A 25,232-nucleotide genomic window follows, 5' to 3' on the forward strand; every position below is an offset into this window, starting at 1 on the left:
TCAAGACAAGTTTTTGATGAGCTCGTCAGCAAACTCAGAACATTTCACTTCTGTTGCGCCATCCATTAATCTAGCAAAATCGTATGTGACGACTTTAGATTCAATTGTTTTTTCAACAGATTGAATCACTAGATCAGCTGCTTCCTGCCAGCCAAGGTGCTCAAGTAAAAGCACGCCTGATAGAAGAACGGAAGATGGATTCACTTTATCTAGACCAGCATATTTTGGTGCTGTTCCGTGAGTCGCTTCAAAAATAGCGTGTCCTGTTTCGTAGTTGATGTTCGCACCTGGTGCGATACCAATTCCACCAACTTGTGCTGCAAGTGCATCAGAGATGTAATCTCCATTTAAGTTCATTGTAGCTACAACGTCGAACTCAGCAGGACGAGTTAGGATTTGTTGAAGGAAAATATCTGCAATGCTGTCTTTGACAATGATTTTGCCTGCAGCTTCTGCTTCACTTTGCGCTTTGTTTGCCGCATCTTTTCCATCTTGTTCTACAATACGATCATATTGTGCCCATGTAAAGACCTTGTCGCCAAACTCTTTTTCAGCCACTTCGTAGCCCCAGTTTTTGAAAGCACCTTCTGTAAATTTCATGATGTTTCCTTTGTGAACAAGCGTCACAGATTTACGGCCTTGGTCAATTGCATATTGGATAGCCGCTCTGACAAGGCGAGATGTTCCCTCTTCAGAAACTGGCTTGATTCCGATACCTGACGTTTCTGGGAAACGGATTTTGTTCACACCTAATTCGTTTTGCAAGAAGTCAATTAACTTCTTCACTTCGTCTGATCCTTTTGCATACTCGATTCCAGCATAGATATCTTCTGTGTTCTCACGGAAGATGACCATATCTGTGTCTTCTGGACGTTTCACAGGAGATGGTACACCTTGGAACCAGCGAACTGGACGTAAGCATGTGAATAAATCTAGCTCTTGTCTAAGTGCCACGTTTAATGAACGGATTCCTCCGCCAATTGGCGTTGTCAGTGGTCCTTTAATCGCAATTAAGTATTCACGAATGTCTTCAAGCGTTTGCTCAGGAAGCCACTCTCCAGTTTTATTGTAAGCTTTCTCACCTGCATATACTTCTTTCCAAGTGATTTGTTTTTCACCTTTATATGCTTTTTCTACAGCTGCTTCAAGTACTCTTGATGCTGCTTTCCAAATGTCAGGACCGATTCCGTCCCCTTCGATAAACGGGATAATTGGATTGTTTGGTACATTCAATACGCCGCCAGTAACTGTAATTTTTTCGCCTTGTGACAATGATATTACCTCCCAGGTTATGTAGTGAATATTTGAAACTTCTCAGCTTGATGTCTGCAAACAAAGAAGTTTTTCACGTGATTCGTTTTTGTGTTGATATGGAGGCTGAATTAGTTGATTGAGATCAGCCTCCGCTTATTCTATAAACATTAGTCTCTTTCACTGATCGGAACAAAAGTTTGAAGATCAGGTCCAATGTAGTCAGCTCTTGGACGGATAAGACGGTTGTTGTCATATTGCTCTAGAATGTGAGCAATCCATCCAGAGAATCGGCTGATCACGAAAATTGGTGTAAACAAGTCATGATCAATACCTAGACTGTGATATACAGATGCAGAATAAAAATCAACATTTGGTGGAAGATTTTTCTCTGATGTCACGATTTCCTCTGCGCGAACAGACATTTCATACCATTTCGGCTCGCCAGTGAGGTTTGTTAAACGCTGGCTCATTTCTTTTAGATGCTTTGCACGCGGGTCACCTTGACGGTATACGCGGTGGCCAAAGCCCATAATTTTTTCTTTCTTCTCTAGCTTACCATGAATATAGGAATCTACGTTTTCAACTTCGCCAATTTCTGAAAGCATCTTCATCACGCCTTCATTCGCGCCGCCATGAAGTGGTCCTTTCAGCGCACCGATAGCCGCTGTTACACCAGAGTAGATATCTGATAGTGTAGCAACACATACACGTGCTGTAAATGTCGATGCGTTTAATTCATGATCCGCATGTAGAATGAGCGCCTTATCAATCGCTTCAATTTCTACTGGTGATGGCTCTTCGCCATTTAGCATATACAAGAAGTTCGCAGCATAGCTGTATTCTTCTTTTGGCTGTACAGGCTCAAGTCCTTTGCGAATGCGTGAAAACGCAGCGACTAGTCCAGAAATTTTCGCCTGTAAGCGAATCGCCTTTCTGTAATTCGCTTCTTTGTCCATAATCTCTGATTCGTCATCGAGTAAACCTAGTAAGGATACCGCCGTACGAATCGCAGACATTGGATGAACCCCATTGAGTGAATAAGATTTAAAATGCTCAATGATTTCTTGCGGAATCTGAGCATTTTCATTGAGCTGCTGTTTTAGTTCGCTCAACTCTTTCTCATTCGGCAGCTTTAAGTGCCATAACAGGTAGACAATTTCTTCGAATGTAGCTTTTTCAGTTAGATCATCGATATTGTACCCTACGTAAGTAAGAGTATCATCAATAATTGAGCTTACAGATGAAGTTGTTGCCACGATACCTTCAAGACCTCTAGTTGCTGTCATGTTTAATCTCCCCTTTTTAAAAAGATTCCCCTTCGTTGCAGAATTCTCACTTTTGAAAGCGCTATCCAATCCGAATAAGATGGCAGCTTCAGAAAAGAAAATGCTTACATTTACCTATACGGTTAGAGCGCTTTTAGCCTCATATCTCTTGTGTGATCAATGAGTTCAAAATTAAGCCTATTCCCATTATAAACAATAATCAGACATTTGTTAAATGTTTAACTATAATTTTTTTTGATATTTTTTTTTCCAGTCTCCCATATAAGGCATGGAATAAAGGGATTTTGCTTCTTTTAATATATTTAATTATGTTTTTTTGCAAAAGCTCACACAAGAAAAAAATAAAAAAAGAAAGTGACATGAGCCACTCTCTTTTCATCCGCTGAAAAATTTCACAGCCTGCATCGCCAAATAAGCAATTCCTGCCCCGATGAGCGGACCGACAGCCACACCTTTAAATAAGCTGACTGCTAAAATCGTACCGAACACAAGGGCTGCTGTAATATGCGGATCATTTTCGAGTAGCACAATGCCGTTTTTTGCAATGAGTGCTACTAATATACCCGCTCCAAGTGCTATCCAAGCATAGGAAGATTTCATCGCTTCACCAAGCTGCTTAAATCCAATGTCACCTGTTGCAATCGGAACGAGCACAGCAATTGTAATGACGGTGACCCCCCAATTGATGCCTTTAGATTGGAGAACCGGAAAAATTTTTTGATCCAGACCGATCAGTTTGATCGCAATCAGCACAGAAACCGCTAATATTAACGAATTGTTCTTTGCAATAAGTGCAATAACAAGTAAAAGAACCAAAAATAAATTTGCTTGAGTAAACATACGCCGCCCCTTCCTTTCTTTTTATTGCGACCTTTTCATATTACTAATCTTTTTGAATAAAATGAAGTATCGGACATGCTGTTTTTTTGGAGGGGATTGTGTGAATCACACCTATGTAGCCATTTTTCTGCGAAGTTTGATGATGATCAGCATTGCCATTTTTGCGGTTGTCTTTTTATATCAGTCTTTTCCGTTTTTATATCCTTTTTGGATCGCCCTTATTGTATCCTGTTTGATTCATCCAGCCGTATGCAAAATAGAAGAGATCACCGGGATGCCAAGAGGATTGGTTGTGGTCATTGTTCTATTGCTCTTTTTAGTGGCAGCTGCCGGCTTCATTACGCTTTTAATAGCAGAGCTGATTTCAGGAAGTGCCTATTTAGCAAAGGTGCTGCCTAGCCATCTTGATCAAATGATGAATATTGTGGAGCGATTTTTCACAGATAAGATTTTGCCCTTATATCATGATGTAACAGCCCAATTCAACACACTTCAAGCAGGTCAAAAGGAATCCATTTTGGGACAAATTCAAGCACTCGGTGATGAAGCTGCCGCAAAAATCGGGACTTTTCTTTCAAAAACACTTGAGCTCATTCCGGCTTTTTTAGGTCTTTTGCCTGATGCAGCAGCAACACTGTTATTTTCTGCCCTGGCGACTTTTTTTATCACGAAAGATTGGTTTACGTTAAAATCATATGGCTCACGTATCTTTCCCGCAAAATGGATGGAGCATACACGCGCTATTTTAACTGAAATAAAAAAAGCCATTACCGGTTTTATGAAGGCTCAGCTTCTGCTTGTAGCCATGACCATTGGTATCGTATTGATTGGACTGATCATTTTAAAGGTCGAGCATGCCCTCGTGATTGCTTTATGTATTGGGCTCGTCGATCTACTTCCATATATCGGTAGCGGCACCGTTTTTCTACCGTGGATTATTTATTCTGCTATGACAGGAAACCTTTCACTCGCCATCGGGCTGGGTATTTTATATATTGTCGTGCTCATTCAAAGGCAAATATCAGAGCCAAAAGTCTTAAGTAAATCCATCGGGCTTAATCCTTTAGCAACGCTTGTGGCGCTGTTTGTCGGGTTAAAATGGTTTGGTTTTCTTGGACTTGTCATTGGTCCCGCTTCCCTTGTCGTATGGCAGGCGTTTCGTAATGCAGGTGTTTTCAAAGATATTTATCAATACATTCGGTATGGCATGCCAAAGTAAAAGAGACCTCGCCTGAAGGTCTCTTAACGGATAATCGTATAGCGATTGCGATTAGACATGTTTCTAAGCCAGCGTTCAAAGAGCGGCTTGATCCGCTTTCTCGTCACCGGAATGAGCAGCAAGGCCCCGATGAGATCTGATAAGAATCCTGGGATGAGCAGCAGCAGACCGCCAATGAGAATACAAAAACCATCGACAATCGCACCCCCTGGCATCTTGCCATATTGTAAATCTCGCTGCACTTTTTGGAAGGCTTCTATTCCTTGCTTTCTTGCAAAATAAGCACCTAATGCACTTGTCAGCACAATAAGCAGCATTGTTGGTAAAATGCCAATGATTTTACTTGAGATTAAAAATAAACTAATTTCCACCGCAGGGAACAGAATCAATAATAGTAGAAAATATTTCTTCAACCATATCACCTCATGGGGTATCTTTCATCGAAAGCTGTTTACTTTTTTTAGTGTAACATAAAAAAAGAGAGGAGTCAGACAACTCCCCTCTTGTATGATTTAAAGGACGCTCGCACGGCCTTTATAGATCGCTCCGCGTGCTGGATCTACTGTAATCTCTTCGCCTTCTTTTAACAATGTTGTTGCGCTGTCAAGACCGACAATCACTGGAATGCCAAGGCTGAGGCCAACGACTGCTGCATGGCTTGTTAAGCCGCCTTCTTCTGTGATAAGGGCAGATGCTTTTTCTAAAGCTCCCATCATATCACGGTCTGTGCAGTTTGCGACTAGGATGGCACCATCGTACATTTTTTCGTCTGCTTCTTTTCCGCTTTGTGCAATGACAACCGGTCCGAATGCAGATTTACGTCCAATTCCTTGACCTTTCGCAATGATGTCACCGACAACATATACTTTCATTAAGTTCGTTGTCCCTGTTTCACCAACTGGCACACCTGCTGTAATCACAATTAAATCACCGTGTCTTACATAGCCTGTTTCAATAGACTTCTCTACTGCATTTTCAAGCATTTCATCAGTAGACGTCGTTTTTGAACCGCTCTTTGCAAATACACCGAATACGAGTGATAGCTTTCTCGCCACTGATTCGTTTGCTGTGACTGCTACGATTGGTGCTTTTGGTCTATATTTTGAAATCATTCTCGCTGTATGTCCACTTTCCGTAGGTGTCACAATGGCTGCCACATCAAGCTTCATCGCTGTATGTGCAACAGATTGACCGATGGCATCAGTAATGCTGACTTCTACTTCTTCGCTTCTGCGAGAAAGAATGGCTTTATAGTTGAGCGCATCTTCTGAACGTGATGCAATATTATGCATCGTTTGTACAGCTTCCACTGGGTATGTTCCTGCTGCTGTTTCACCAGAAAGCATAATCGCATCTGTGCCGTCAAAAATAGCATTTGCCACGTCGCTTGCTTCCGCACGAGTTGGACGAGGGTTACGCTGCATGCTGTCCAGCATTTGAGTCGCTGTGATGACAGGCTTGCCTAAGCGATTGCATTTTTTGATCAGCATTTTTTGAACAAGTGGTACTTCTTCTGCCGGGATCTCTACACCAAGATCTCCACGAGCAACCATTAACCCGTCTGATACCTCAAGGATCTCATCGATGTTATCAACGCCCTCTTGGTTTTCAATCTTAGGAATGATTTGAATGTCAGCCGCATTATTCTTTTCAAGCAGCTCACGAATTTCAAGAACATCAGAAGCTCGTCTCACAAAAGAAGCAGCGATGAAATCGACGCCTTGTTCAATACCAAACAGAATATCATTGGCATCCTTTTCTGTAATACCTGGCAGGTTTACACTGACGCCAGGTACGTTGACGCCTTTTTTATTTTTAAGCGTGCCTGTATTCATGACCTTTGTGAGTAGCTCTTTGCGGTCCTTGTTAATTTCTTTCACTTCTAAACCAATTAGACCATCATCTAGTAAAATTGTTGAGCCTACTTCTACATCATGAATTAATTCTTCGTATGTCACACTAATTTTTTCCGTATTTCCAACAATGTCTTCCATACTAACGATAAGATCAGTACCAGCAACCAGCTCAATTGAGCCGTTTTCAACTGTACGTGTACGGATCTCTGGACCTTTTGTATCAAGAAGGATCGCAATGTCCTTGCCTAATGTTTTACCTGCTTTACGTATGTTTTCAATGCGTGCACCATGCTCTTCAAAATCTCCATGAGAGAAGTTTAGTCTGGCTACATTCATTCCTGCTTCAATCAATTCAGTCAGCTTTTCAATGCTTTCACTTGCTGGACCGATTGTACAAACGATTTTTGTCTTTCTCATCACTGTTCCTCCTAAGGTCTTCTCGTTTTATATAGAGAGCTCTTGTGAAAGTCGGTACATATTTTTATCGACTGTATGTTTTTTATCTAAGATTTCTAAAATATCGTGATGGACAAGTTCATTGCTTTGAATGCCCACACAGCGTCCGCCTTTTCCTTCAAGAAGAAGTTCGACTGCATATGCGCCTAAACGACTTGCCAGCACACGGTCAAACGCACTTGGAGAACCTCCGCGCTGAATATGCCCTAAGACAGATACACGTGTATCAAGGCTTGTCTCTTCTTCAATCCGCTTACCAAATTCAACACCGCTGCCTACGCCTTCCGCCACGATGATGATACTATGCTTCTTGCCGCGTTCGTGTCCTCTTCTTAACCTAGCAATAATTTCGTCCATGTCATAATCTGCTTCAGGAATCAAAATAGATTCAGCTCCACCCGCAAGACCTGACCAAAGAGCAATATCACCAGCATGTCTTCCCATTACTTCGACTACGTATGTACGTTCATGAGATGTGGCTGTATCACGAATTTTATCAATGGCGTCAATGACAGTGTTCAATGCTGTATCAAAGCCAATAGTGAAATCAGTACCTGGAATATCGTTGTCAATCGTGCCAGGGACACCTACACATGGAAAACCGAGCTCTGTTAATTTCTTCGCTCCCATAAATGACCCGTCTCCACCAATGACAACAAGTCCTTCAATACCGAATTTTTTTAAGTTTTCAATACCTTTTTCACGACCTTCAACTGTCTTGAATTCAGGACATCTTGCCGTGTAAAGTTTTGTTCCTCCACGATGAATGATATCGCCTACTGAACCTATTTCGAGTTTTTCAATTTTACCGTTAATTAGACCTGAATATCCATTATAAATACCGTAAACTTCAACATTATGGTAAATTGCTTTTCTTACAACTGCGCGCACAGCTGCATTCATTCCTGGGGAATCCCCACCGCTTGTTAAAACTCCAATACGCTTCATCTTTTTCACCTCAGAGACCATATATGAAATAAACATACCATTTCCACTGCTTGAAAACAATCGTGAGCAAATCTGGATGTTTTCAATACGAATTTCTAAAACCGTACTTATTATACAATTAAATAAACCGTTTTTAAACAAAAGTTAAGAACGTCATGAAAGTAAATCTCTCTAAAACTTGCATAGACAAGCGCTACAAACCTTATCATATCAGGGTTTTCAGACGTTTCAAATTTTATGAAAACAAAAGAAAATTATTTTCAAATAGCGCTTACATGAGAAGGGTTTTCATGAAAAAAGATGAAAAAAAATAAACGCCAGCCAAAAAGGCTGTCGTTTATTTAGTTTACCCCAATATATTGATTTTCAATCGATACTTTCCCGATTGCTTTGTATTTTTGATATCTTTGTTCGACTAGTTCTTCAGGCGTTAGTTTGAGCAAAGATGTAAGTGACTGTTTTAATACTTTTTCCATGTAGGCTGCTTGTTGTTTCACGTCTCGATGTGCTCCACCTTGCACTTCTTTAATAACATCATCTATAATATCTAATTCTTTTAGGTCTGGAGCGGTAATTTTCATTGATTCTGCAGCTTTTTTCGCAAGTGATGAGTCCTTCCAGAGCAGTGCTGCTGCACCTTCAGGTGAAATCACTGAATACGTTGAGTTTTCCAGCATGAATAGGTGGTTTCCTACGCCTAAGCCTAGAGCACCGCCGCTTCCGCCTTCTCCAATGACAATACAGACAACTGGTACACGAAGTCCTGCCATTTCGAATAGGTTTTTCGCAATTGCTTCACTTTGCCCGCGTTCTTCAGCTGCTTTACCAGGATAAGCTCCTTTTGTATCAATAAAGCAAATGATGGGGCGATTAAATTTATCTGCTTGTTTCATCAAGCGCAACGCTTTACGGTAGCCTTCTGGATGAGGCATTCCGAAATTACGGCGCAGGTTTTCTTTTGTATCTTTACCGCGCTGATGACCAATGACAGTGACAGGAAGACCTTTAAACGTGGCAATTCCTCCAACGATCGCTTCATCATCACCATAAAAACGGTCACCGTGACATTCAAAAAAGTTGTCAAACAGCTCTTGAATGTAATCGAGAGTTGTTGGGCGCATTGCATGCCGAGCAATCTGCACTCTGTCCCACGGCTTTAAATTTGTATAAATGTCCGCTTCAAGCTTGCTCAGACGTGTTTCAAGACGCTCAATTTCTGCACTTAAATCCATTTCTGAGTTTTGTGTGAACTTTTTCAGTTCATCAATTTTCGCTCGAAGTTCAATGACAGGTTTTTCAAATTCTAGTTCTCCAGCCACTCTCGTTCACCTCCTGTGCTGTGTAATGCTAAGATTCGGCCTAACGTTTCCTTCATCTCTGCACGATGGATCACAGCATCAAGCTGTCCATGCTTCAATAAAAATTCAGCCGTTTGGAAGTCCTCTGGAAGGTCTTCACGAATTGTTTGTTCAATGATTCTGCGTCCTGCAAAACCAATTAAAGCACCAGGTTCTGCAAAGTTATAATCACCGAGAGACGCAAAACTAGCTGATACACCGCCAGTTGTTGGGTTCGTCATCACAGAGATAATCAAACCTTTGTCCTCACTGAACAGCTTTAATGCTGAACTTGTTTTTGCCATCTGCATGAGACTGAGAATTCCCTCTTGCATTCTCGCTCCGCCAGATGCAGTAAAGATAATAAACGGCACCTTGTCCGCTTTTGCTTTCTCGATCGCCAGTGTAATTTTTTCACCAACAACCGATCCCATGCTGCCCATACGGAACGTGGCATCCATGACAGCAATTACAGCAGGCTTGCCTTCGATTTCACCTTTACCTGTGACAATGGCTTCATTCAAAGATGTTTTTTCTCTGTCTTTCTCAAGCTTTTCTTCGTAGCCTGGGAAACCGAGCGGGTTTTCTGAAATGAGGTGCCCGTTAAATTCTTCAAATGTGCCTTCGTCTAAAAGGCTTTCGATACGCTGTTTTGCATTCATTTGCAAATGTCTGCCGCAATTCATACAAACACGTAAATTTTTATCTAGTTCTTTGGTGAGCATTATTTTTTTACATTGCGGACATTTGGTCATGATGCCTTCAGGCACATCTTGACTTGCCTGTTCAGAGGGTACAGATGCATATTTTTTCTTTTTACTGAAAATATTCTTGATTGACAAATGACTACCTCCCTTTTTGAAGGGTTTTTTCTTTACACGCACATCCACTATTATAGGACATGTCATTACTGTACCGAAACTATTGTACTTTTTTTGTCAAACGCTGTCATCCTTCATTCAATTTTTTCAGTGGGGAATTGATGAGAAATGAGTATGTGTTTGGGGCGCTGAGCAGTTGATATGTGTGAGTTGTGAACGTCTACAAAAAAATCTCATTCCGGATGAAAAAATTTTCGCGTAAGAGAGGAAATGGTGCACGTTTTCTCTCAAATTTGAGAAAGAACGTGCACACTTTTCCGATTGATTATTCGCCGATAATCGTTAATTTTCTTGTTTTTTCAGCGACAGTTTCTGGGTCGACTTTGATTCTTGCAACGCCAGTTTCCATTGCTGCTTTTGCTACCGCTTTTGCTACCGCTGGTGCCACGCGTGCATCAAATGGTCCAGGGATAACGTATTCAGCTGACAATTCTTCGTCTGACACAAGAGAAGCAATCGCTTCAACAGCTGCAATTTTCATTTCTTCGTTAATGTGTGTTGCACGTACATCTAATGCTCCGCGGAAAATCCCTGGGAATGCAAGTACGTTGTTCACTTGGTTCGGGAAGTCAGAACGGCCAGTTCCTACAACACTTGCACCTGCTGCATGTGCATCTTCTGGCATGATCTCTGGATTTGGATTAGCCATAGCGAAGATGACAGGATCTTTTGCCATTTTCCCAACCATTTCTTTTGTTAAAGCGCCTGCTACAGAAACTCCAATAAAGACGTCTGCTCCTTCAATCACTTCTTCTAACGAACCTTCTTTGCGGTCTTGGTTCGTGAATTTAGCTACTTCGTTTTTCACTGCATTCATACCGTTCGGGCGGCCTTCGTAAATGGCGCCTTTTGTATCACACATAATGATATCACGTACACCGAAATGATATAGAAGTTTAATGATTGCAATTCCCGCTGCTCCAGCGCCGTTTGCCACCACTTTGATTGAAGACATTGATTTTCCAGATAGTTTCAATGCATTCACAAGACCTGCTACTGTAACAATCGCTGTTCCGTGCTGGTCATCGTGGAAAACTGGAATGTTTGTCTCTTTTTTCAAGCGTTCTTCGATGATAAAGCAGTTAGGAGCTGCAATATCTTCAAGGTTCACACCGCCAAAAGTTGGTTCAAGAAGCTTCACTGTTTCAACGATTTTGTCTACATCGTTCGTTGCAAGCGCGATTGGGAAGGCATCTACGCCTGCAAAGCTTTTGAATAATACAGCTTTTCCTTCCATTACTGGAAGAGATGCTTCTGCACCAATATTTCCAAGCCCTAAAACAGCGCTTCCGTCTGTGACAACAGCGACCATATTGCCTTTCATTGTATAATCATACACTTTGCTTGTGTCGTCATAAATATCTTTACATGGTTCTGCAACACCAGGTGAATAAGCCAAGCTCAAGTCTTTCGCATTTTTCACTTGTACTTTTGATTTTGATTCAAGTTTACCTTGGTTCTCTTTGTGCATATGTAATGCTTCTTCTCTTAATGACATGTGATGAACACTCCTTCAAGTGGAAAATGATTTAATGATTTGCTAAGTTGATAAGCACATACTGGCAGTTTTAAATAAACAGAATCTTTAAAATGATAACACAATAGGTGAATTTGTAAAACATATTCAGGCGATTTGTCATCATTTAATCACAACGTTTTGTTCACCGAGCAGTTCTTTTAACTGGAAAATCACAGCATGATCTGCATGAACTTTGTATGCATCTGGAAGTCTCATCGTCTTTTTTTGTTTCTCATAATACAAATAGACATCTGCTTCTCCGCTGTGCATCGAGATCACTCGTTTTACTTGCTCTAGCAGCTCCTGCGTATGCTTCTCTTCTTTCACCCGAATGTAGATAGACTCTTTTCTTTTCGTGCCCATCTCTTCAAGCAGGCCAGCTTCTTGCACGATGATTTGACTGCTGTCATTTCTGACATCTATTCTGCCTTCAACATAAAGCATGGCGCCCTCCTCAAGTAAGGGGGACAGCTTTCTAAATTGCTCTGGAAAGACGACGCCTTCCATTTCTCCCGTTTCATCCCCAAATGTAACAAATGCCATCGATTGTCCATTTTTTGTCCGTATCGATTTCACTTTTGTCAAAAGACCACCCATTGAGATTTTTCGCTTTATATAGGAAGAAAGTCTGATGATCTCCACTGCACCATTCTCTCTTAAGCGGTCTCGGTACGCTTGTACAGGGTGATTTGATAAATATAGCCCGAGTGCCTCTTTTTCAAATTGCAGGAGATCAACAAGCGGCAGTTCTTCTATCTCCGCATATTTTGGCTTAATGGAGAAGGTTGTATCCCCAAGAAAGTCCAGTTGATCCTCTGGATTTAAAAATGACACGTGGTCTAACGCAATATCTATTGATGCTAATAACGAAGCACGATTAGGATAAAGCTCATCCATCGCTCCTGAAAAAATGAGCGCTTCAATCGTTTTTCGGTTGACACTCTTTGATGAGACTCTTGCGCAAAAATCAAATAAATCTTCAAACGGCTTTTCCTGTCTTGCTCTGTATATATCCTTTACAGCTGACACTCCGACATTTTTAATCGCTCTTAAGCTGTAGCGGATCTCCCCTTTTTCAACCGTAAATGGAAATTCACTCTTATTAATAGAAGGCTTCAACACAGATATCCCTTTTTCCTTCGCCTCATAGAAATATTGAGCGACTTTGTCTTCATTTCCAATTACACTCGTTAAAAGACCGCACATAAAATATAACGGATAATGCGCTTTTAAATAAGCAAGCTGAAAGCCAATCATGCTATATGCAACAGCATGGCTTCTATTAAAACCATAGTTTGCAAATTTGACGATTAAGTCATAAACGTCATTTGCAATGTTAACAGGATACTCCTTTTTTAGGCATCCTTCAACAAAATGGCTTCGCTCTTCATCAAGGACCTTTTTATCCTTTTTCGAAACAGCTCTTCTTAATAGATCTGCCTCGCCCAGCTGGAAGCCTGCCATCTTCGCTGCAATCAGCATAATTTGTTCCTGATAGACAATGACCCCATATGTATCCTTTAATATGTCATACAAATCAGGATGCGGGTAGGAAACATTGACTCTGCCGTGCTTTCGATCGATAAAAAGCGGGATATTCTCCATTGGTCCTGGACGATAGAGCGCATTGACCGCCACGATGTCTTCTAAACTAGACGGTTTCAGCCGCCGTAGCACCTGACGCATTCCTTGTGATTCAAGCTGGAAAATCCCAGTTGTATCTCCCGCTGATAACAATTCAAACGTTTTCTGATCCTCATATGAAATGTCACTAAAGTTAATGTGGACGTTTTCCTGTCTTTCAATCTGGTTTTTAATGGATTCAATTAATGTTAAGTTTCTTAGTCCTAAGAAATCCATCTTTAAGAGTCCAAGATCTTCTAAATAGTTCATGGCATACTGCGTTAAATACACACCTTCATGACCGTCTTGAATTGGAACGACCTCTGTCAGCGGCTCCTCGCTCAGCACAACACCAGCTGCATGTGTCGAGGTGTGCCTTGGCAAGCCTTCTACCTTTAAAGCGGTTTGGAAGACCTGTCGAAGCTCTTCAGACTGCTGGAGCATCGTTTTTAATTCAGGAGATCCAGTCACCGCTTCTTTCAGCGTCGTTCCTGGCTTTGGTGGAATTAGCTTGGCAAGACGGTCCGCTGCCTTTGAATCAATCCCCATCACACGTCCAACATCTCTTAAAGCAGCCTTTGCCGCAAGTGTTCCAAACGTAACAATTTGCGCTACATGCATGTCTCCGTATTTATCTTTTACATAAGAAATGATTTCATCTCTTCTCGTGTCGGGGAAATCAATGTCAATATCCGGCATGCTGATTCGCTCTGGGTTTAAGAAACGTTCAAATAAAAGACTGTGACGGATCGGATCCACATCTGTAATAAACAAAACATACGCAACAAGTGAGCCTGCTGCTGATCCCCGGCCAGGACCTGTGACAATACCTTGATCATGCGCATACTTCATAAAATCCCACACAATGAGAAAATAATCACTGAAATTCATTTTTTGGATAATGCTCAGTTCGTACTCAAGTCTTTTGACATACGTTTCATTTGAAGCAATCTTTCTTTGCTTCATCCCTTCTGCGCACACTCTTCGTAGAAACTGATCTGCAGTAGATTGATCAGGAGTTGGATAAGATGGGAGTTTTGTCTGCCCAAGATTTAAATCGACCTCACATCGGTCTGCGATCTCCACCGTCCTTGTCAGCAGCTCTCGATCATCCGTATACCATTCCAGCATTTCTTCAAAAGATCTAAAATGCTTTTCTCCTCGGTCTTCCTCTATCTCTGAAAGCTGCTGCCCAGCTTTAATAGCCTTTAAACATGTATAGGCTGTTTTATCTTCTCGATTGATGTAGTGGACATCCCCCGTCGCAACAAGAGGAATATCCGCACTTTGTGAGACATCCCGCAATTTTCCGGTAAGCGATTCGTCTTGCTGAAATGGCTGAAGTGCGATGTACACATGTCCCTCGCCGAATATATGCTTCAATTGCTTTGCCGCTTCATGCGCTTCTTCTATCTGATCATGCTGCAAAAGCGTTTCAATATAGCCTGATACGCCTGGTGTGATGGCAATGAGCCCGCGGTGATAGCTTTTAAGCCATTTTTCCTTCAGTCCGGCTTTTGATTTTGATTTCAGCACACTGCTGATTTTGATCAGATTTTGATAGCCTTCATTATTTTTTGCAAGGAGTACCAAGGGATAAGCCTCTGTCTCCTGTTCATCTATGAAGACAGAAGCTGTTAAACCAATGACCGGCTTGATGCCATGTTTTTTACATTCCTTATAAAATTCTACCGTTCCATACATCACATGGTCATCGGTAAGAGCGAGCGCCTTGCAGCCAAATTCTTTTGCTTTCAGCACAAGCTCCTTTACTTTAGCTGCACTGCTTAACAAGCTGTATCCACTGTGGACCTGAAGATGAACATAAGACATGCTAAATCCACTCCTTTCGTCTAAAGTCATTCTTTCATTATAAAACGCGATGCGGTGAGAAACAAATGTTCTTTCTTTTCTGTCCGTTCATACTTGTCCAGCACACACCATATATTGAATAGAGTGAGGTGGACAAAATGGATGTGAAGGAAGCTTTTATTCCGAATTTTATTAGCTGTTATTTTATCGCACTTGGGGTTATTTTGGGTGGTGCTATTATAGGCGGTGTTGGTGCGTATTTATCCGGTCAGCCGCCCTTATCCATTATTACTAGTCTTGCCAACCGTTTAAAGATTTGGGCGCTTGTCGCCGCTATCGGTGGCACATTTGATGCCGTTTATAGCTTTGAACGAGGTATTTTTGAAGGAAACACACGAGATATTTTCAAGCAGATTTTATTAATTATCTCTGCCATGGGCGGTGCACAAACAGGGTATCTCATTATTACGTGGCTCACCCAGGAGCATGTGTCATCATGAGGGTGCCGGAGCTGTACAAACGTCCAGGCTGGCAGCGTTTTTTTGCAGGAATGATGTTTGGTGCAATTGTGAGCTGGCTCATTTTCCTCTTCACATACGGAACCTTTCAGGAAAAGCAAGTGACACTGCTGAGAAGCCAGCAGCACCATATGGACAGCTTGAAAGAACAAATCACACTCTATCGGGAAGATCTGCATAAGTTAAACGAGGATAATAAGCAGCGGCTTCTGATCCAAAGCGTAGATGTTCATCTCGTAAATCGTGAGCAATATAAAATCCCAGAGCCAGATACGCTAAAGTTTGAAGATCAGGTCAAGGAGGATATATCAGAAGTCATTACAAAGGATATTGAAAGTGTCTATAAAACAAAGGAATTACTAAAGCGGACTGTGGAAAACAAAGAATATATGATTCGGGAAAAGGCATACCGCGCGAAAGTGACAGAGCTGACAATTTATACGAAGCTTTCACTTGAAGTGCGTATTTCATTTGCTGAATAAATGATGTGGAATTTTTATGAATTTCTGCCCTCAATGATCGCTTTTCACGCTTCAATTTTATACACTAAAAGTAGAACGAGATCTTAAATAGAAAGAGGTGAGGACAATGGAGGTTTACAGCTATCGTCAAATGGCACGAGACAAAGCAGGCCGGATCAAAGACGGCATGTGTGCTTATGCTGAGACAGAAATGATGGCTCATTTAATTAAAAAAGAATTAAAGCATCAAAATCTCCAAGCCTATGAAGATTCAACTGACATCGGCTGCTGGTTTATCCCTGTATGCAAGTAACCCTTTTCTCCATGACAAAAAAAGAGAGAAGGGACTTGAAATCCCTCCTCTCTTACGATGATGATTTACATACTTCTTCTAAATCACGCAAAATCTCATCTGCTACCGCCCAATCATAAATGGACGCACCAGCTGCAAGCGGGTGGCCGCCGCCATGATATTTTTTCGCAATGGTGTTAATGACAACGCCTTTAGAACGGAATCTGACACGAATTTGATCGTTTTCTTCCACAAAAAAGACCCAAGCCTTAATCCCTGCAATATTTCCTAATGTCCCAACAAGCTGTGATGCTTGCTGCGCTGTCGTTTGGAACGATTCCAAAATTTCACGCTTAATGAAAACAGATGCGACCCCATTTTCTGACAAAGAAATATGTTGAAAAATATAGCCATTTAATTTCACGACATTCAAATCTGTCTCATACAATTGATTGAAAAGCTCGGAAGATGAAAACGGATATTCGATGAGTTCCCCTGCGTATTTGAGTGTCTTTTTCGTTGTGTTTGGGAAAAGGAAGCGGCCTGTGTCTCCTACAATGCCGGCATAGATCAATTCAGCCGCCTTTGTATTCAGCTGATATCCTTCTTCTTTCCCCTCTAAATACAATTCATAAATCATCTCACTCACAGAGCTTGCCTCTGTATCCACCCAAAGCAAATCGCCATAAGGATCTTCATTCGGGTGATGGTCAATTTTCATCAGTTTATCGCCCATTGAATAGCGCTGATCATCAATTCTCGCTTGATTGGCCGTATCACAGACAATGACAAGGGCTCCTTTATACACGTCATCTGGTACCTCATCGAGTTCATATAAAAATGAAAGGGATGGCTCCGGGGTTCCTGTCGCATAAATATTTTTTTCTGGATAGGTGGCACGCAAGATTTCCGTAAGGCCGCACTGCGATCCATACGCGTCTGGATCTGGTCTTACATGTCTATGGATGATGATGGTGTCATATAATGATATGGTTCTAATCAGTTCTTTTTTCATAAAAACTCCTTCTCATGCGATACTCTTTTTATTATTAAATCATAATCTATCGTGACGGAAAAGTGAGGAATAGACAATTTATTCTAGTAAGCAAGCCTATTTACGTTTAAAATAGGGTTGTAACCACTTACAATGGAGGCTTGGCACATGCTTGTTTTGATTGTGTTTATTATTTGTTCTGCCATGTTTTATTTATACTACAAAGCAAAAAATGTCCGTACAAACCGGCCAGTCGAGAAAAAATTCTGGTCGGCGAAATCCAGTATGGCCCTTGGCTGCTTTGTCCTGCTTTTCGGTGTGAATCAATTATTTTTAAACCGCTCGTCACTCGCATTTGTCATTGGATTTATTTTTGTTGCCGTCGGTATCGGCAGTACGTGGGCTGGGTATAAAGCCTACAAGCATTACCTTCCGCTCTTTTTAAAGGAAGGCGAAAAAGATCACGCGTAATTAGGGAAGGGGCGACATGAGTTCGCCCTTTTTATGATTATCCTCTCTCCATCAGCTGCACCATCAGCATCGCTTTTCCTACGATATTCGATTGGTGGTACACCTCGACTTCCAGCTTTCCAAACTTACGTCCTACTTCTAAAATATTGGGCTTGATCTGTATGGTGGATTCCATTTGAACCGGTTTTAAGAAGTAGACCGAGAGACTCTCGACGATCAGCTCGCCCTTTTTATGAGATTTTAAGAAGCGGTTCGCGGATTCGATTAAAATTTGTGTGAACACCCCATATGAAATGTTTCCAAGCTGATTCGTCATTTGTGGTGTGACCTCGTATTGATAAACCGCATCTGCTTTTGGTTTTTCTGTATCCGTTTCTTTAAACCCTCTTGAGACAACATCATCCAGCTTTTCTCCGACCTGCGGCTGCTTTTGAATCATTTGCAGCGCCTTGAGCACATCCTGACGGCTGATCATCCCAATCAGCTTCGCATGATCATCTACAACTGGCAGCACCTCAATGCCCTCCCATACCATCATTTGAGCAGCTGAGGCGACAGAGGTCTTGCCAATGACCGTCAGCGGATTTTTTGTCATCACCTTTTCAATCGGTGTGGAGCGGTCATGGCCGGCTATATCCTTTGAGGTGAGAATCCCGTGTATTTTCATTTGGTTGTCTGCCACCGGGAAACGGCCGTGGCCAGTTTCATAATTCTTTTCATACCATTTTTCAAGCTTATCCTCTGGTGATAAATACACCGTCCGTTCTATCGGCGTTAAAATATCTTCCACCAGCACAATCTCTTTTTTAATTAATTGGTCATAAATGGCTCTGTTAATGAGAGCTGCTACGGTAAAAGTATCGTAGCTTGTCGATAAAATCGGCAGCTCAAGCTCATCTGCAAGCTGAATGATCTCATCATCTGTTGAGAATCCGCCTGTGACCAACACAGCCGCTCCTGCCTCTAATGCCTGCTTATGGGCATTGATTCGGTTTCCGACGATCAGCAGGTTGCCAGCTGCCGTATAGCGCATCATCGCATCCAGCTCCATCGCTCCGATGACAAATTTATTTAACGTTTTATGTAAGCCTGCTCGTCCTCCAAGCACCTGTCCATCAATGACATTGACCACTTCTGCATATGTCAGTTTTTCAATATTTTCTTTTTTCTTCTGTTCAATTCGAATGGTGCCGACTCGTTCAATGGTGCTGACGAATCCTTTATTTTCTGCATCTTTGATGGCCCGGTAAGCGGTGCCTTCACTCACTTTCATTTCTTTCGCTATGCGCCGGACAGAGATTTTCTCCCCGACATCTAAAGAATCAATATACGATAAAATTTGCTCATGCTTTGTCGCCAATCCCGTTCACCCTTTTTGTTTTCAGCGTTTTCATCTATGTTTCATTATAAGGGCAGGAGGCTTTTAATAGCAATTTGTCTTTTCTTTCAGCAAGATGAGGGCAAAGAAAAAAGCTGGCATGTGTGTGCCAGCTTCGTTCTTTACTGATTAAATCTCGACGGATTCTCCGCTGTTTAACACATGACCGACACCGCCGTGCAGACTGTCTGCAAATGCATGCGGGTCCTGTTCAATCGGCGGGAATGTGCTGTAGTGAATCGGAACGACCTGCTTAGCACGAAGCCATTCTGCTGCAATTCTTGCATCGTCCGGCCCCATGGTGAAGTTATCACCAATTGGAAGGAAAGCAAGGTCAATATGATTCAACTCACCAATCAGCTTCATATCTGAAAAGAGTGCAGTGTCTCCAGCATGATAAATCGTTTTGCCCTCTGCGGTAAATAAAATACCTGATGGCATGCCAGTATACGTAATCGTCTGTGCCTCTTCATCAATGACGGCTGAACCGTGGAATGCTTGCGTGAGCTTCACTTTACCAAATTCAAACTCACGTCCACCTCCAATAGAAAGAGGGTGCGTTTTCACCCCTTGCCAGCTTAAATACGTGGCAAGTTCAAAAGGCGCGACAATAAGCGCATCATTATTTTTAGCAATTTCAATCGTGTCACCGATGTGATCTCCATGCCCGTGTGTCAGTAAAATGACATCCGCTTTGACATCTTGCGGTTTGATATCCGTGAACTTATTTCCATTTAAAAATGGATCAATCCAAATATGGTATCCGTTTGTTTCAATGTGTACGGCTGAATGTCCATGATATGTAGCTTTCATGTAGTATGTCCACCTTTCAATTTTGATCTCATATCATTATTCCCTCTATAAAAAGTTGAAAAACTTAATGCCGGTGAATCACGTTAAGGCCGCCTGTTGCTTCAATGACGGTCCCTGTAATGAGGTCTGAACGGTCATCGCATAAAAATGAGATAATACGCCCGATATCCTCTCCAGTACCAGACCTGCCAATCGGCGTTTCATCGTCTTTGATCTGGCGTGCTTCTTCTATTGTCGACTCTTTCATGTCTCCAACGATTTTGCCTGGACAAATCATATTGGCTGTAATGCCGTTTTCGGCTTCTTCAATCGCAATGGTTTTCGTCAGTGACGCCAGTCCCACTTTTGCCGCTCCAAAGGCTGATCTGTGCATCCAGCCTGGCGCATGGTCTGCACCTTGAAAGCCGTATGTGATAATGCGGCCAAAGCCTTGCTTTCTCATCATGGGGATGACCATCCGGAACAAGTGGAATACAGCTGATAGGTTGCCTTCCATCATTTGATACCATTCATCTTCAGAGTAATCCGCCAGTTTCTTTCGTTCAAAAATATAAGGACCAGCATTGTTAATCAAGGCATCTATCCGCCCAAATCGCTCTGTTGCCAGCTCTACCATGTTTTTTAAATCTGCTTTGTTTGTCACATCTCCTTGGACAAATTGAAGCTTTTCTTCGTATTCCTGCAATTCTTCTTTCATCTGCCGGACAGCTTCATCATCACTTCGATAATTCACTGTCACAGAATACCCCATATTCAGTAAAGACTCGGTGACTTTCCTGCCAAGTCCTTTAGAACCCGCTGTTATTAATGCGTGTCGCACACAATCTCCTCCTAAAGCAAAGGTTGCAAGTTCATGTGTTTCTTTTGTTATCTTTACTTTACTATAAACCGGCATCTGACGCACTTATGAACCCTTTATCGATGCGGGTAAAACAATATTGGGTGATTCATCCACTTTTTCATATCCCATGAGCCATGGATATCGAGAAGCAGCGAAATAAAACGATAACATTCTCTCACCTCTTGAAGCTGGCGAGGAAGCGGGCAAATCTCCTCATATCCCAATTGAACCTCCTGTGCAGCTTCTTTCGTCAAAAGGTATTCCAATGCAATAAAATCAAACGAAGCTGGTCCAAATACGACATACTCCGTATCAACTAGACTCGTCACTTGATCATCTTTTTCAATATATTGTGACGGATCTAAATCAATTAAAATGAGACTGGCTGAATCAGGGGGTCTTAGCTTTTCAATTTTTCTTTGCACAATTTCTGCATAACACTGAAATTCAGCCTGATCAGCGTAATAGCGGCTTATGAGTTTGGATACAGCCTTTTTTAATAGAGGATGGAATTCTCTCAGATGCCTCTTTTCAGCCTCGTATACTGCACCAAAAGAGTGCGTTCGATATGAATGAAGATGTGCTAGTTTCCTCCCATAATCTTTATAAAAGTCTGATGAACGCCCCTCAAAAGATGTTAAAGGCGTTCCTTCTACTTTTTCCATGACATAATAATGTCTCCCTGCCTTCTTCACTTTACGAACAACTTCTGGAATATGAAAGGAATTCGTATGAGACAGTTTTTGATTGATTTGATCGATATGCTCTTGGACAGTATGGGCACTTACTCCATAAATCATATTGATCCCAAACATAAATTCACTTTCTTCCATTGCAGTTTTAGGTGATTTTATTACATATTCCGTTTGATCTTGTAAGGAGATAAGCCACACATCATTAGCCCGTCCGTCATATTGTTCTCCTAACGGTTTCATTGTTACGATCGGTTGATGAAACAAAGCCTCAAGGGTTTTCCTCATGATCTGCTGTCACTCCCTCTTCTGCTTGACGCTGGTATGCTTTCATTTTCTCCAATGATGATCAATCTCCTTGTTCCATAACAAAAAACCATCCGTATAAACGAATGGTTTTGGTAAGTTACGCTAGGCAGGCTTTTGCTTTTTCTAAAGCGAGCTGAATTTGTTTAAATCCTGTTCCGCCTGCACTTGTTCTTTTTTCAACAGCAACATACGGATCAAGAATAGTGTAAATGTCTTGTTCAAAAAGATCGCTTGCTTCTGTGAATGTTTCAAAAGGAAGATCCGTTAAGTAGATCCCTTTTTGAATACACGTATACACAAGTTTTCCAACGATCTCGTGTGCTTCACGGAATGGCATACCTTTTTTCGCAAGGTAGTCTGCCACTTCTGTCGCATTTGAGAAGTCTTCTTTTGTTGCTTTTTTCATGACATCTTCGTTCACTGTCATCGTTTGAATCATACCTGTGAAGATTTGCAGGCTGCCAGCGATGGTTTTCACTGTATCAAACATGCCTTCCTTATCTTCTTGCAGGTCTTTGTTATACGTAAGCGGCAAGCCTTTCATGATCGTAAGAAGCCCCATCAGGTTGCCATACACACGGCCTGTCTTCCCGCGGATCAACTCAGCCATATCCGGGTTTTTCTTTTGCGGCATCATGCTGCTGCCTGTTGCGTATGTGTCATCAAGCTCAATGAATTTGAATTCTTGCGAACACCATAAAATGATTTCCTCACAAAAACGTGAAAGGTGCATCATCACAAGACTGCTATTCGACAAGAACTCTAAAATGAAATCCCGGTCACTCACACCATCAAGGCTGTTTTCGTAAATATGGTCAAAGCCCAGCAGCTCTGCTGTATATTCACGATCAATCGGGAATGTCGTTCCTGCTAACGCTCCGCATCCAAGTGGAGACACGTTGATTCGCTTCAATGAATCTTGGAAACGTGCTTTATCACGTTCAAGCATCCAGAAATAGGCGAGCATATGATGGGCAAAGGAAATAGGCTGTGCACGCTGTAAGTGCGTATATCCTGGAAAAATCGTTTCAACGTGCTTTTCTGCCTTTTCTACAAGCACTGTTTGAAAGGAAGAGATCAGTTGAATGATATGCTCTACTTGGTTATTCAAATATAAATGCATATCGGTTGCGACCTGATCATTCCGGCTTCTCGCTGTGTGCAATTTGCCGCCAAGCGGACCTATCTCATCAATGAGCATTTTTTCAAGGTTTAAATGAATATCCTCGTAATCTACTGAGAAATCTAGTTCATCCGCCTCTGCCTTTTTCATGAGCGTATTCAATCCGTCTTTGATGGCAGCGGCCTCCTCATCGCCGAGGATACCGCATTTATTCAGCATACTTGCATGAGCAAGGGAGCCGGTCAGATCTTCTTTCACTAATTGTTTGTCGAAATGAATGGACGCACCAAACTCATCGACCCATTTTTCTGGTGTTTTTTGAAATCGGCCTCCCCAAAGCTTTTTCATGCTTTAACCTGCTCCTTTTTATTCACGATGCTGTTTACTTTTGTCGGTAAGCCCCAAAGGTTAATAAATCCTACAGCTGCATCATGATCGAATTCATCTGCTTTTGTGTAAGTTGCTAGATTTTCATCATAAAGTGAATATGGTGATTTACGTCCTTCTACAATCGCATGGCCTTTAAATAGTTTCACACGTACAACACCTGTTACGTTCTGTTGTGTTTCTTGTAAGAATGCATCTAGTGCTTCTTTCAGCGGTGAGAACCATAAGCCGTTGTATATTAATTCAGCCATTTTTTGTTCAACGATTGGCTTAAAGTGAGCGACTTCTTTAACAAGCGTTAAGTCTTCAAGCTCTTTGTGCGCTTTTAGAAGTGTGACAGCACCTGGGCACTCGTACACTTCACGAGATTTGATACCAACCAAACGGTTTTCAACGTGATCGATTCTGCCCACGCCATGCTGACCAGCAACTTCATTTAAATGAAGGATGAGATCAGATAATGAATACTGGATACCGTCAATCGCTGTTGGTTTTCCTTTTTCAAACGTGATTTCAATAATTTCAGGTGTGTCAGGCGTTTTTTCAAGTGGATTTGTCAGATCATATGCACCTTCTGGCGGCGCAGCCCAAGGATCTTCTAAAATGCCACATTCGTTACTTCTGCCCCAAAGGTTTTGGTCGATTGAATATGGGCTGTCTAAGTTAATCGGAATTGGAATACCGTGTTTTTGTGCATATTCGATTTCTTCATCACGAGACCATTTCCATTCACGCACTGGTGCAAGAACTTCTAGGTCAGGATTTAATGCTTTAATAGATACTTCAAAACGAACTTGGTCGTTTCCTTTTCCAGTACAACCATGAGCAACTGCTACTGCATTTTCTTTCTCTGCCACTTCCACTAATTTTTTTGCAATAAGCGGGCGAGATAGGGCAGATACTAGCGGATATTTTCCTTCATACATAGTGTGTGCTTGTAATGCAGTCAGTGCAAATTCTTCAGCAAATTCTTCTTTTGCGTCGATCATGTATGATTGAACCGCTCCAACTTGAAGTGCTTTTTGTTGAACGAATGCTAAATCTTTTCCTTCACCTACGTCCAGGCAGCAAGCAACGACTTCATAGCCTTGCTCTTGTAACCATTTAACTGCAACAGAGGTATCAAGACCTCCGGAATATGCTAATACGACTTTTTTATTTTGTGACATGATTGAAAAGCTCCTCTCGCTTGTTTTGATTCTGTGAATGTTTTTTGCATAAAAATAAGTTTTAATTTATAAACATGCATTTAGTATGTATACACTGTAACAAGGAAAAATTGTTTTTTCAACCCCTTTATGAAAAAAACTCTGCCAAATTTTCTTGGCAGAGTCATTTTGGGCTATTTTTGATCCTTTTCAAGCTCTCGTAAGACATGTGGAAGCTCTGGAATGATGAGTTTTGTCATCGCTAAACGAACGGCTCCGGTCGATCCTGGTGTGGCAAAGACCGCTTTTTGATTGATGACCCCTGCCGTTGCCCGGGACAAGATCGCCGCTGAACCGATGTCTTCTGTATAGCTGAGCATGCGGAAGATTTCACCGAAGCCAGGCAGTTCCTTGGAGAAAAGAGGGGTGATGGCTTCAATGGTGACATCCCTTGCAGCTATTCCTGTCCCGCCATTTAACAAGACCGCATCTATTTTCGCTTCGCTTGTTCCTTCCAGCACAGCGTCTTGAATGGCTCCAATATGATCTTTTACCACATCGTATGCAAGAACAAGATGTCCCTGTTCTTTGAGCAAATCGATCATCAGACGGCCGCTTTTGTCTGTTTCTTTTGTCCTTGTATCACTGACTGTGATGACTTTTACATAAAGTCTCTCTTTCGCCTCACGTTTATGTTCTGTCACGCTCATCTTTCGCACCGCTCCCTTTTGCTTCGTATTGGACAACATTATAGCATGCTGCTTTTAACAGAAA

23 protein-coding genes are annotated in these 25,232 nt (G+C 41.8%); 5 read left to right on the forward strand and 18 right to left on the reverse strand.

All coding sequences use genetic code 11. The annotated features are described in order from the left end of the window. The 3 genes from icd to AKG37_RS03625 all read right to left on the reverse strand — a co-directional run bounded on the left by icd (position 1) and on the right by AKG37_RS03625 (position 3,380). Positions 1-1,272, reverse strand: coding sequence for an NADP-dependent isocitrate dehydrogenase (gene icd, locus AKG37_RS03615; protein ID WP_060697591.1), 1,272 nt, complete (start codon positions 1,270-1,272; stop codon positions 1-3). Between the two features lie 149 nt (positions 1,273-1,421). Next, complete coding sequence (citZ, locus tag AKG37_RS03620) at positions 1,422-2,540, reverse strand: citrate synthase (protein ID WP_060697592.1); 1,119 nt, start codon at positions 2,538-2,540, stop codon at positions 1,422-1,424. 375 nt (positions 2,541-2,915) lie between these two features. Next, the gene (locus tag AKG37_RS03625) at positions 2,916-3,380 is read right to left on the reverse strand and encodes a DUF441 domain-containing protein (protein WP_007501699.1); all 465 of its coding nucleotides are present in this window, start codon (positions 3,378-3,380) and stop codon (positions 2,916-2,918) included. 100 nt (positions 3,381-3,480) lie between these two features. On the opposite strand from AKG37_RS03625, the gene ytvI reads away from it, so the two are divergent. Beyond that, positions 3,481-4,599 carry a sporulation integral membrane protein YtvI gene (gene ytvI / locus AKG37_RS03630; RefSeq protein WP_060697593.1) on the forward strand — a complete coding sequence of 373 codons (1,119 nt, stop codon included), beginning with the start codon at positions 3,481-3,483 and terminating at the stop codon, positions 4,597-4,599. Between the two features lie 23 nt (positions 4,600-4,622). On the opposite strand, the gene AKG37_RS03635 is transcribed toward ytvI, so the two are convergent. From AKG37_RS03635 to dnaE, 7 genes are all read right to left on the reverse strand, one after another. Continuing rightward, the gene (locus tag AKG37_RS03635) at positions 4,623-5,012 is read right to left on the reverse strand and encodes an FxsA family protein (protein WP_060697594.1); all 390 of its coding nucleotides are present in this window, start codon (positions 5,010-5,012) and stop codon (positions 4,623-4,625) included. A gap of 99 nt (positions 5,013-5,111) precedes the next feature. Then, positions 5,112-6,872, reverse strand: a complete 1,761-nt coding sequence (gene pyk, locus AKG37_RS03640; RefSeq protein WP_060697595.1) for a pyruvate kinase — start codon at positions 6,870-6,872, stop codon at positions 5,112-5,114. Between the two features lie 27 nt (positions 6,873-6,899). Next, on the reverse strand, positions 6,900-7,859 hold the full coding sequence (gene pfkA, locus AKG37_RS03645) for a 6-phosphofructokinase (RefSeq protein ID WP_060697769.1): 960 nt from the start codon (positions 7,857-7,859) through the stop codon (positions 6,900-6,902). 341 nt (positions 7,860-8,200) lie between these two features. Beyond that, positions 8,201-9,178, reverse strand: a complete 978-nt coding sequence (gene accA, locus AKG37_RS03650) for an acetyl-CoA carboxylase carboxyl transferase subunit alpha (RefSeq protein WP_060697596.1) — start codon at positions 9,176-9,178, stop codon at positions 8,201-8,203. Next, positions 9,163-10,038 carry an acetyl-CoA carboxylase, carboxyltransferase subunit beta gene (gene accD, locus AKG37_RS03655; protein WP_060697597.1) on the reverse strand — a complete coding sequence of 292 codons (876 nt, stop codon included), beginning with the start codon at positions 10,036-10,038 and terminating at the stop codon, positions 9,163-9,165. Before accD ends, accA begins: the two co-directional genes overlap by 16 nt. Positions 10,039-10,342: 304 nt before the next feature. Continuing rightward, on the reverse strand, positions 10,343-11,575 hold the full coding sequence (gene ystJ, locus AKG37_RS03660) for an NADP-dependent malic enzyme (RefSeq protein WP_060697598.1): 1,233 nt from the start codon (positions 11,573-11,575) through the stop codon (positions 10,343-10,345). A 141-nt stretch (positions 11,576-11,716) separates the two neighbouring features. Beyond that, positions 11,717-15,052 (reverse strand): DNA polymerase III subunit alpha, encoded by a 3,336-nt coding sequence (gene dnaE / locus AKG37_RS03665; RefSeq protein WP_060697599.1) that lies wholly within the window; start codon positions 15,050-15,052, stop codon positions 11,717-11,719. A gap of 137 nt (positions 15,053-15,189) precedes the next feature. Between dnaE and ytrH the strand changes: the two genes are divergently transcribed. The 3 genes from ytrH (at position 15,190) to AKG37_RS03680 (ending at position 16,323) form a co-directional block, all read left to right on the forward strand. Next, a complete protein-coding gene (gene ytrH, locus AKG37_RS03670) occupies positions 15,190-15,531 on the forward strand; it encodes a sporulation membrane protein YtrH (protein ID WP_024424798.1) in 342 nt (113 codons plus the stop codon). Then, positions 15,528-16,031 (forward strand): sporulation membrane protein YtrI, encoded by a 504-nt coding sequence (gene ytrI / locus AKG37_RS03675; protein WP_060697600.1) that lies wholly within the window; start codon positions 15,528-15,530, stop codon positions 16,029-16,031. Before ytrH ends, ytrI begins: the two co-directional genes overlap by 4 nt. A 106-nt stretch (positions 16,032-16,137) precedes the next feature. Continuing rightward, complete coding sequence (locus AKG37_RS03680; RefSeq protein ID WP_012010870.1) at positions 16,138-16,323, forward strand: YtzJ family protein; 186 nt, start codon at positions 16,138-16,140, stop codon at positions 16,321-16,323. Between the two features lie 52 nt (positions 16,324-16,375). Here the strand turns inward: AKG37_RS03680 and AKG37_RS03685 are convergent, their stop codons facing one another. Then, entirely contained in the window at positions 16,376-17,317 is a 942-nt protein-coding gene (locus AKG37_RS03685; protein ID WP_060697601.1) for a DHH family phosphoesterase, read from the reverse strand. 147 nt (positions 17,318-17,464) lie between these two features. Between AKG37_RS03685 and AKG37_RS03690 the strand changes: the two genes are divergently transcribed. Next, positions 17,465-17,767, forward strand: coding sequence for a YtpI family protein (locus AKG37_RS03690; protein WP_003216665.1), 303 nt, complete (start codon positions 17,465-17,467; stop codon positions 17,765-17,767). 37 nt (positions 17,768-17,804) lie between these two features. Here AKG37_RS03690 and AKG37_RS03695 read toward each other — a convergent pair whose 3' ends face one another. The 7 genes from AKG37_RS03695 to AKG37_RS03725 all read right to left on the reverse strand — a co-directional run bounded on the left by AKG37_RS03695 (position 17,805) and on the right by AKG37_RS03725 (position 25,168). Continuing rightward, positions 17,805-19,127, reverse strand: a complete 1,323-nt coding sequence (locus tag AKG37_RS03695) for a CBS domain-containing protein (protein ID WP_060697602.1) — start codon at positions 19,125-19,127, stop codon at positions 17,805-17,807. Positions 19,128-19,274: 147 nt separating this feature from the next. Then, positions 19,275-19,958, reverse strand: coding sequence for a metal-dependent hydrolase (locus tag AKG37_RS03700; protein WP_060697603.1), 684 nt, complete (start codon positions 19,956-19,958; stop codon positions 19,275-19,277). Positions 19,959-20,022: 64 nt separating this feature from the next. Beyond that, positions 20,023-20,778 carry an SDR family oxidoreductase gene (locus AKG37_RS03705; RefSeq protein WP_060697604.1) on the reverse strand — a complete coding sequence of 252 codons (756 nt, stop codon included), beginning with the start codon at positions 20,776-20,778 and terminating at the stop codon, positions 20,023-20,025. Between the two features lie 95 nt (positions 20,779-20,873). After that, positions 20,874-21,779 carry a phosphotransferase gene (locus AKG37_RS03710; RefSeq protein WP_060697605.1) on the reverse strand — a complete coding sequence of 302 codons (906 nt, stop codon included), beginning with the start codon at positions 21,777-21,779 and terminating at the stop codon, positions 20,874-20,876. Positions 21,780-21,897: 118 nt separating this feature from the next. Beyond that, the gene (gene argH, locus AKG37_RS03715; RefSeq protein WP_060697606.1) at positions 21,898-23,271 is read right to left on the reverse strand and encodes an argininosuccinate lyase; all 1,374 of its coding nucleotides are present in this window, start codon (positions 23,269-23,271) and stop codon (positions 21,898-21,900) included. Continuing rightward, positions 23,268-24,479 carry an argininosuccinate synthase gene (locus tag AKG37_RS03720; RefSeq protein ID WP_048239076.1) on the reverse strand — a complete coding sequence of 404 codons (1,212 nt, stop codon included), beginning with the start codon at positions 24,477-24,479 and terminating at the stop codon, positions 23,268-23,270. The genes argH and AKG37_RS03720 overlap by 4 nt, the downstream gene beginning before the upstream one ends. Before the next feature lie 173 nt (positions 24,480-24,652). Beyond that, entirely contained in the window at positions 24,653-25,168 is a 516-nt protein-coding gene (locus AKG37_RS03725; RefSeq protein ID WP_060697607.1) for a MogA/MoaB family molybdenum cofactor biosynthesis protein, read from the reverse strand. Between the last annotated feature and the right edge of the window lie 64 nt (positions 25,169-25,232).

This window comes from Bacillus australimaris, from assembly GCF_001307105.1.
Taxonomy (GTDB): Bacteria; Bacillota; Bacilli; order Bacillales; family Bacillaceae; genus Bacillus; species Bacillus australimaris.

Excerpts from the sequence above, each read along its gene's own strand:
- citZ (WP_060697592.1), bottom strand. The coding sequence starts at position 2,540 with ATGACAGCAACTAGAGGTCTTGAAGGTATCGTGGCAACAACTTCATCT.
- AKG37_RS03625 (WP_007501699.1), bottom strand. The coding sequence starts at position 3,380 with ATGTTTACTCAAGCAAATTTATTTTTGGTTCTTTTACTTGTTATTGCA.
- pyk (WP_060697595.1), bottom strand. The coding sequence starts at position 6,872 with ATGAGAAAGACAAAAATCGTTTGTACAATCGGTCCAGCAAGTGAAAGC.
- pfkA (WP_060697769.1), bottom strand. The coding sequence starts at position 7,859 with ATGAAGCGTATTGGAGTTTTAACAAGCGGTGGGGATTCCCCAGGAATG.
- ystJ (WP_060697598.1), bottom strand. The coding sequence starts at position 11,575 with ATGTCATTAAGAGAAGAAGCATTACATATGCACAAAGAGAACCAAGGT.
- dnaE (WP_060697599.1), bottom strand. The coding sequence starts at position 15,052 with ATGTCTTATGTTCATCTTCAGGTCCACAGTGGATACAGCTTGTTAAGC.
- ytrH (WP_024424798.1), top strand. The coding sequence starts at position 15,190 with ATGGATGTGAAGGAAGCTTTTATTCCGAATTTTATTAGCTGTTATTTT.
- ytrI (WP_060697600.1), top strand. The coding sequence starts at position 15,528 with ATGAGGGTGCCGGAGCTGTACAAACGTCCAGGCTGGCAGCGTTTTTTT.
- AKG37_RS03680 (WP_012010870.1), top strand. The coding sequence starts at position 16,138 with ATGGAGGTTTACAGCTATCGTCAAATGGCACGAGACAAAGCAGGCCGG.
- AKG37_RS03685 (WP_060697601.1), bottom strand. The coding sequence starts at position 17,317 with ATGAAAAAAGAACTGATTAGAACCATATCATTATATGACACCATCATC.
- AKG37_RS03690 (WP_003216665.1), top strand. The coding sequence starts at position 17,465 with ATGCTTGTTTTGATTGTGTTTATTATTTGTTCTGCCATGTTTTATTTA.
- AKG37_RS03700 (WP_060697603.1), bottom strand. The coding sequence starts at position 19,958 with ATGAAAGCTACATATCATGGACATTCAGCCGTACACATTGAAACAAAC.
- AKG37_RS03710 (WP_060697605.1), bottom strand. The coding sequence starts at position 21,779 with ATGAGGAAAACCCTTGAGGCTTTGTTTCATCAACCGATCGTAACAATG.
- argH (WP_060697606.1), bottom strand. The coding sequence starts at position 23,271 with ATGAAAAAGCTTTGGGGAGGCCGATTTCAAAAAACACCAGAAAAATGG.
- AKG37_RS03720 (WP_048239076.1), bottom strand. The coding sequence starts at position 24,479 with ATGTCACAAAATAAAAAAGTCGTATTAGCATATTCCGGAGGTCTTGAT.
- AKG37_RS03725 (WP_060697607.1), bottom strand. The coding sequence starts at position 25,168 with ATGAGCGTGACAGAACATAAACGTGAGGCGAAAGAGAGACTTTATGTA.